The organism is Arthrobacter sp. 10T413_2, assembly GCF_056394205.1.
The window spans coordinates 23,808-31,536 of sequence record NZ_JBFTHK010000038.1 but is presented as its reverse complement, the minus strand read 5'-3'; the positions used below and the strand labels follow the sequence as shown (position 1 = coordinate 31,536).

The window sequence follows — 7,729 nt, the reverse complement described above, 5'->3', positions numbered from 1 at the left end:
CTTTGGTGTGGTTGCAGGCTTCGCAGAGTCCGGAGCCGTTGGTGCGCGTGGTGTGTCCGCCGTTATGCCAGGGGATGATGTGGTCCAGGTGCCGGATCGGGGYGTCGCAGTAGGGGGTGCGGCAGGTGTCGTCGCGGGCCTGGATGAAGCGGCGGAGTCCGGTGGGGAAGATCCGGGCGCGGGAGTCCATCCCGATGAGGTCCCCGGTGCCGGGGCGGGTGTAGAGGCGGCGGAGCCAGATTTTGAAGTCTCGTTCCCCGCCGGAAGTGCCTGCGCCGGTGTCTGTGAGTAGTTGCCGGGCCCAGCTGGCGGGGACGGTGCCGTAGCCGGGGAGCCTTGCGGGTTCGCTRTCGGCCTGGAAGAGGGTGCGGTCGGTCATGATGAGCTGGAGTTCGATGCCGGCGATCCCGCCGGGGGTGCCGGTGGTGCGTTCGACCAGGGTGTCGGCCATGGCCTGGCCGCGGGTGCGGGGGTCGCCCGTGGCGCGGAGGGTCTCGGCGTGCCGGGTCAGGGCGTTRTAGACCGCCACGCCCTGGGCGACGGGGAGCAGGGCGGTGAGGCAGGTCATGGTGTCCGGGGCCGGGCRGAGGCTGACGTGCCGGTCGGTGGCGGCGTGCGCGGCCCGGTCGGYGACGGAGCGCGGGTCGCGCCGGTAGRCGGCGCTGCGGGCCGCGGCGATCAGGCCCCGGTCACCGGCCCCGGCGAAGGCGCCGGTGTCGGCAGCCAATTCCTCATCGACCCCGGCCCGGTCGGCGGCGGTCAGGCAGGCGGTTTCGCGCACGAGCAAGGTGGCGCGCCATTCGTTGAGGATCCCGGTTTCCAGGGCGGTGAKGGTGTGCGGCATTTCGGTCACGAGGGCTTTGGCCAGGCCCAGGAGCCGTCCGCCTTTGGCGGGGGATTCGCGCCGGGCCAGGGCGATCTGCGCGCCGACACCGGCGCCGAGCTTGTCGGCCGGGACCCCCGCGGCAGCCTGCTCGCGGCGCTGCAGMGCATCGAAGGCCACGCTCAGGCGGGCCTGTTGTGCGGCCGCGGCGGATTTCCAGTCCTCAAGTTCCCGGATCTGGTCGATCAGCCCGGCACTGTCCGTCGCGGGGMGGGCAGAGAGGCAGCAGGTGAAACCGCCGCGAAGTGTGGTCGGAACCATGTCGGGCCCCTGCTTGCCGTCCATGAATCCAGTGTCGTGTCGACCACTGACAAAATGAGGGCCGCCGAACTCGCGCGTCGGTAAGCTTCGAAGGAACGCCCCGCCCGATCCAAGGAATCCATGCCGATCAACAGACAGTCACTGAAAAAGGACGGGTTCACCGGATTCCGGCTGCTCGGGGATCTTGACATCAACCGGATCCCACAGAAACCCGGAATCTTCGCGGTGCTAAAGCCTGAAGGGTACCGCCCGCAGTTCCTGGCCAGGAGCACGGCCGGCGTCTTCAAGAAGAAGGACCCCACCCTGAAAGAGGAAGCGCTCGACGCCGAATGGGTCGACGACGCCGACGTCCTCTTCGTGGGCAAGGCCGGCCCCGGGAGCAAAGGCAACCGCGGGCTGCGGCGGCAGATTCAGGAATTCGTCGACTTCGGCGCCGGCAAGCCGCCCGGCCACTGGGAGGGCCGGCTCATCTGGCAGCTCGCCGCGGCAGGGTCACTGACCATCGCGTGGAAAGAGCTCCCTGTTGAGCAGCTCAACGCGGCCGAGGCCGGCTATCACGCGGCGTTCGTGGAGGAGTACGGCCGCCTGCCGTACGCCAACCTGGTCCGGGCGCGGGTCAAGGGCAAAGACTAGTCGMCAGCCAGACGCCGTCGCGGTCAATAGTTAAACGCCGCCGAACGTAAATCTCCCCGCTATCAGCGTGGCGGCCACCGGCATCGCGGCAAACTCCGCCTCGGAGGCAGTCAGCGGGTCGACGTCGAGCACCGCGAGATCCGCCGGATCCCCGACCCGAATCCTGCCCCGCCCGCGCGTTGACGCGGTGAGGGCCTCGTGCCGGGTGAKGGCCTGTTCGGCATGCCAGGGTCCGCGACCGTCCTGCCGGGCGCGCGCTGTTGCGGCTGACATGGCGGTCCAGGGGTCCAGCGGAGCCACCGGGGCGTCGGAGCCGAGGGCGAGCCTGGCACCGGCGACCACCAACGAACGCAGCGGGAAGGAACGGTCCGTGCGGCCGGGCCAGTTCGCCTCGGCTGCGTCGCGGTCATCGAGGGCATGCGCCGGCTGGACGCTCGCGATCACGCCCAACCGGCCGAAGCGGGCGAAATCCTCGTTCCGGACAAATTGGGCATGTTCCACCCGTCCGGCAATTCCTGCCGCCTCAAACGCGTCCAGCGCCACGCGGTTGGCCGCGTCGCCAATCGCGTGGACGGCMGGCACGAATCCTGCTTGCCGCGCCCGGAGCAGCAGGGCGAGCAACTCTGCTTCGCTCACCGTCAGCAGGCCGCGGCCGCCGTTCGGGTACGGGTCAACGCAGTATGCGGTGCGGGTATTGAGCGAGCCGTCGATCAGCACCTTCAGCGGGCCCACGGTCAGGAGTCCGCCGCCGCCGGCTACCTTCAAGCCTGTCCGCAGCCCCTCGGCCTCGGCCCTGTCCAGATCCTGCGGGTACACCCCCGCTTCGACCCGGAGCGCATCGAAGCCGCCGGAGATCCGCCGCAGCCAAGGGTCGCGATTCCACGTCATCTCGAAGTCCACGATCCCTACCACGCCCCGCGCGGCAGCGGCTTGGGCCGCCTTCCGCACCCACGGATCCACCACCGTGTCCGGAATCGTGCCGAGTTCGCGGGTCAGGGCAAACGCCGGTTCTTCCCGAAGCAGGCCGCCCGCGTCCACCTGCACGCCGTACCGCCGGGCCGCCGCGGAGTTAAGCCAGACGCTGTGGAGATCGTGGCTGATCAGGGCCGTCGGCCGGMCGTGCGTCACGCCGTCGAGGAGGTCCAGGCCGGGCAGGTCCGTCCAGACGGCATCACGGAAACCGACTCCCACCAACGTCTGGACAGTACCCGCAGCTGCGTCCACGCCGCCGGCCCCGGCCAGGTGAGCCCCGGCAAGGTCGCCCCCGGCGAGGTGCGCACCGACGACGGCGGCCGCCTCGCGTGCCGAGTCCGCGCCGGAGAGATCAAGCCGATTGGAGGCCAGGGCCCACTGCGTCATGTGGACATGCTCATCCCACAGTCCCGGAATGATGAAGCGGCCGTCCAAGTCGACCACCCGGGCGCCAGCGGGAATTCCGGGAGTTTCGGTTGACGGACTAATCGCCACAACGGCGCCGTTTCGTATATGCACATCGGAGCATGTTTGGTCCCCGGGCTGACGCGCTGCCGTCAGCACGACGTCGGGGGCAAGATTGGGCGCGAAGCGTTGCACGAGCTGTTCAGCCATAGACAACAGGCTAGGCGTGGAACGCCGAAGGACCCAAAGACGCCCACACGGGACTTTCGCCCCTTACCCCTGCATCGCCCACCCCCCAAGCTGAATTTGGGGCGGTTCCTGCACGGCCATTGGGGGAAGAACCGCTTGCTTATCAGTTGCACGGTCTCGCTCAAACCTTGGGGAAGGAAAAGGGCATTCTGCGCTTTCCCGCGTCGGCGGGAACAGGGCCGGAGACCAAAGCCAAAATGACTGTTGCCAGCGATTTTTACCTTCTTAAGTCCGCTCACGGGCTGCGCGGGAGCTCTGACCTCACGTGACCCACAGGCAATACGGAAACCGATCCAGCGCCTACTACGCGCACCCCTCGCATGGGGATCCCCGCATCAAAGTCCTTATTCGGATCGACGCCATTGAGCAGTCGGCGAGGGTCAACGTGCGGGGCGTCGTCACGCCCGCAAATATCCGGGCCCTTTATGTTGTCTGCCGCCGCGTGGCAGCCAAACTCCCCGGGTACGAAATCGTGGTGGACCTCGCCCACTCCTGCGTGACGGACGATGCCATTGAAGAACTCTACGAGCATGCCCGTCGCTCAGTCATGTCATCCGGCATCGACGACTCGGTAACGCCGTGCCGGCTGCGCATCGTGGATCCGCCKACTATCCTCAAAACCAAGGAGCACGTATGAAAGCCCTCGTCTATGGCGGCCCTGGAGAGAAATCCTGGACCGACGTCCCCGACCCCACCATCCAGAGCCCTAGCGATGTGATCGTTAAAGTGGACACCACCACGATTTGCGGCACGGACCTGCACATCCTCAAAGGCGATGTTCCGGCAGTGACAAAGGGACGCATTCTGGGCCACKAAGGGGTCGGCACCATTACGGAGATCGGCGCGTCCGTGACCAGCCTGAAGGTCGGGGACCGCGTCATCATCTCCTGCATTAAGTCCTGCGGGCACTGCGCCAATTGCAAGACCGGCCTGTACTCCCACTGCTTGGGGGATGAGGGCACCTCCGGCATCGGCTGGGTCTTCGGGCACCTGATCGACGGCACCCAGGCCGAGTTCGTCCGCGTCCCGTACGCCGAGAACTCACTGCACCTCCTGCCCGAGGGAGTCAGCGACCAGCAGGCCGTCATGCTCTCGGACATCCTGCCCACCGGCTTTGAGATCGGCGTGCAGTATGGCCGGGTCAAGCCCGGCGACACRGTGGCAGTGATCGGCGCAGGTCCCGTGGGGCTGGCCGCGATCTCCACGGCGGGCCTCTATGGCGCCGCCACGATCATCGCCGTCGACCTCGACGCGAACCGGCTGGAGAAATCCCGCGAATTCGGCGCCACCGATGTKGTCCTCTCCAGCGATCCCAATTGGAAGGAACAGGTGATGCTCCTGACCGACGGGCAGGGCGTGGACGTGGCGATCGAGGCCGTCGGCGTACCGGCGACTTTTGCCATGTGCACCGACATCGTGCGGCCCGGCGGCAATGTGGCCAATGTCGGCGTGCACGGCAAAGCCGTGGAGCTGCACGTCGAAAACCTCTGGATCCAGAACATCAACATCAGCATGGGCCTGGTCAACACCAACACCACCCCCATGCTGCTCAAGCTCGTGGCGCAGCAAAAACTCCCAGCGGACAGTTTCGCTACCCACCACTTCACCTTTGACGAGTTCATGGAAGCCTACGACACCTTCGCCCGCGCGGCAKAGACGAAGGCCCTCAAAGTGGTGATCACGGCTTGAAAGCCTTCATTGTCTACGACTCGGCCTTCGGCAACACGAAGGCCGTAGCCGAGGCAGTGGCGGGTGAGCTCGAGGGGCTGGACGCCGCGGCCGTCCCGGTCGACGACTTCAACGCCGGTGAGCTGGCGGCGGGGGACCTCCTCGTCGTCGGCAGTCCCATCAACGGATGGCGTCCGACGCCGAAGGTCACCGCGCTGCTTTCGGGCCTCGGCAAGGACCGGCTCACGGGAGTCAAGGCGGCCGCCTTCGACACCCGCGTGCGCATGTTCATCCACGGCGACGCCGCCAAGAAGATCACGCATGCCCTCCGTTCCGGCGGAGCCGACATCATCTCCGAGCCCATGCCGTTCTACGTAGGCGGCACCAAGGGCCCGTTGCGAAGCGGCGAAATCGAGAAGGCTGGCAGTTGGGCAAAGACCCTCCTGACCTCGCTCGGTCGGTAGCGGCGCGGCCAGGCGCACCCGGCATCCGGAAGTCCTGCCCGACCGGGCGGGGCAAGCGGACCATCTGAAAGGACGGCGGCCATGAAAGCAGGCCGGATTGTCATGMTGGTCCTCGGCGCGCTGTGCGCCTTGGTMGGGCTCGGACTGCTGGCAGGCGCCGGCGTCACGGRCTGGGCCAACTACCAGCAGCGCGACGGCAGGTACTTCGTCACGCCGTCGGAGTCGTTCTCAGGCGCTTCCTACGCCCTGACGACCCCGCGGCTGGACCTCATGACCGCCGGCGGCCTGCCCGAGGGCACCCCCGTGGACCTTGCAGGCAGCKTGCTGCTCCGCGGCTCCACCAACGACCCCGGCAAGGAAATCTTCATCGGAATTGCCCCGCGGGCCGACGTCGCGGCGTACCTGGCCGGGGTCCGGCATACGGAGATCGTMGACGTCAGGTTCGATCCCTTCCGCACTATCTACCGCGATGTGGACGGATTCAAGCCCCCGGCCGATCCGGCGCAGCAGAGCTTCTGGGCCKCGACCGCCACGGGCCCGGGTGAACAGGAACTCACCTGGAACTTGCGCTCCGGAAGCTGGGCCGTCGTGGTCATGAATGCGGACGCGAGTGGCCCGGTGGCGGTAAATCTGCAGGCAGGGGCACGCTCCGACCTGCTGTGGCCGATCTTCATCGGCCTGCTGATCGGCGGCCTTGTGATGCTGCTGATCGGGRTGCCGCTGATCGTGCTGGGCGCCGCCGGCCTGGGCCGCGCCGCACGGTMCGGCCGAGGCGGGCCKGGCAGTGGCGTCCCTCCCGGCAACCTGCCGCCCCAGCCCGGCCAGCCGCAGCCGGTGGGTGCGTACCCGCCCGGGGCCCCAGGGCAGTTGAACAGTGCAGTGCCGCCGGGCGGGGCAGGGGCCTCCGCAACCCCGCCAGGCGCCGTAGCTGCCTACGCGGCCGCGCCGGGAACGCCCTATCCGGTGCCTCCGGGCGCCCCCTCGCACTATGTGTATCCGGCCCGCCTCAACGGCTACCTCGACCCGAACCTGTCCCGCTGGATGTGGCTCGTCAAGTGGTTCCTGGCCATTCCGCACTGCATCGTGCTGTTCTTCCTCTGGTTCGCTTTCGGCGTCGTCACTCTTGTGGCCTGGTTCGCGATCCTGTTTACGGGCCGCTACCCACGCTCACTGTTCGACTTCAATGTCGGCGTGATCCGCTGGAACTGGCGTGTGGCCTTTTATGCCTTCAGCGCCATCGGCACCGATGCCTATCCGCCCTTCACCCTGGCGCGCACCAACTACCCGGCAGACTTCGACGTCGACTATCCCGAACGGCTTTCCCGCGGCCTGATCTTCGTGAAATCGTGGCTGCTGGCCATTCCGCATCTGCTGATCATCGGCGTGCTGACCGGGACGGCGAGGTCATGGGAGGTCCGGGATGGGCGCTGGGTGCAGGAAGGCGTGGGCATTTCGCTCCTGGGGCTGCTGGTCTTCATTGCCGGTGTGATCCTGTTGTTCACCGGCCAATACTGGCGGGGTTTGTTCGATCTGCTGCTCGGCCTGAACCGCTGGATCTACCGCGTCATCGCATACGTATCCCTGATGCGGGATGAATATCCGCCGTTCCACCTCGATATGGGTCCCGTCGATCCGGGCGACATGCCGGTGCCGGCCTATGCCGGACCCCCGGTCGGGCCTTATGCCGGCCCGCCCGCCGGACCCTCGGTCGGGCCTTATGGCGGTCCCGCCGTCGGGCCGCCAGCCGGGCCTTACGCCGGACCCCCGGCCGGACCTTATTCCGGCCCGCCAGCCGGGCCTTACGCCGGACCCCCGGCCGGGTCCGCCGCGGCAGCCCCGTATCCGGCCCCCGGTCCATCCCCGTATCCTCCAGGAGCGCCAGGTCCAGGCCCGGCACCCGATCGTGAGGTTCCAAGCGGATCGCCCGGCGAACCCCCGTCCGGTGAGGCTGGCGGGCCGGCTGGTGGCCCGACGGGCTTCTACGGCATCGGTGGCCCTGCGGCCGCGGTCAACGCTGAACCCCCCGAAACCCCTGAAGTCTCCAAAAACCAGGGCGGCCAGAGCGACCCTAAACTGCCAGCTGGCGCTGGTGGTGAAGGGCCCAAGGCTGAAGGGCCCAGTGGAGGAGTGCCTGGCGGCCCTCCCGGAACCTAGCGCCGAGTCACGCTGGTGATGGCCCCGGGGCCGATCTGGT

General features: G+C 67.7%; 7 protein-coding genes. 5 read left to right on the top strand and 2 right to left on the bottom strand.

Going from position 1 to position 7,729, the window contains the following annotated elements; all coding sequences use genetic code 11:
* A partial coding sequence (locus AC1DBQ_RS08810; RefSeq protein ID WP_476928141.1) for an HNH endonuclease occupies positions 1-1,144 on the bottom strand: 1,144 nt, incomplete at its 3' end.
* 120 nt (positions 1,145-1,264) lie between these two features.
* Between AC1DBQ_RS08810 and AC1DBQ_RS08805 the strand changes: the two genes are divergently transcribed.
* Positions 1,265-1,777 carry a hypothetical protein gene (locus AC1DBQ_RS08805; protein WP_476928140.1) on the top strand — a complete coding sequence of 171 codons (513 nt, stop codon included), beginning with the start codon at positions 1,265-1,267 and terminating at the stop codon, positions 1,775-1,777.
* 30 nt (positions 1,778-1,807) lie between these two features.
* Here AC1DBQ_RS08805 and AC1DBQ_RS08800 read toward each other — a convergent pair whose 3' ends face one another.
* A complete protein-coding gene (locus AC1DBQ_RS08800) occupies positions 1,808-3,364 on the bottom strand; it encodes an amidohydrolase (protein WP_476928139.1) in 1,557 nt (518 codons plus the stop codon).
* Positions 3,365-3,668: 304 nt separating this feature from the next.
* Here AC1DBQ_RS08800 and AC1DBQ_RS08795 point away from each other — a divergent pair, with 304 nt between their 5' ends.
* The 4 genes from AC1DBQ_RS08795 (at position 3,669) to AC1DBQ_RS08780 (ending at position 7,689) form a co-directional block, all read left to right on the top strand.
* Positions 3,669-4,040, top strand: coding sequence for a hypothetical protein (locus tag AC1DBQ_RS08795; RefSeq protein ID WP_476928138.1), 372 nt, complete (start codon positions 3,669-3,671; stop codon positions 4,038-4,040).
* Positions 4,037-5,092 (top strand): zinc-dependent alcohol dehydrogenase family protein, encoded by a 1,056-nt coding sequence (locus AC1DBQ_RS08790; protein ID WP_476928137.1) that lies wholly within the window; start codon positions 4,037-4,039, stop codon positions 5,090-5,092. Before AC1DBQ_RS08795 ends, AC1DBQ_RS08790 begins: the two co-directional genes overlap by 4 nt.
* Positions 5,089-5,535: a flavodoxin family protein gene (locus AC1DBQ_RS08785; protein ID WP_116766676.1), complete on the top strand. Its 447-nt coding sequence runs from the start codon at positions 5,089-5,091 to the stop codon at positions 5,533-5,535. Before AC1DBQ_RS08790 ends, AC1DBQ_RS08785 begins: the two co-directional genes overlap by 4 nt.
* Before the next feature lie 81 nt (positions 5,536-5,616).
* Complete coding sequence (locus tag AC1DBQ_RS08780) at positions 5,617-7,689, top strand: DUF4389 domain-containing protein (protein ID WP_476928136.1); 2,073 nt, start codon at positions 5,617-5,619, stop codon at positions 7,687-7,689.
* Positions 7,690-7,729: the final 40 nt, after the last annotated feature.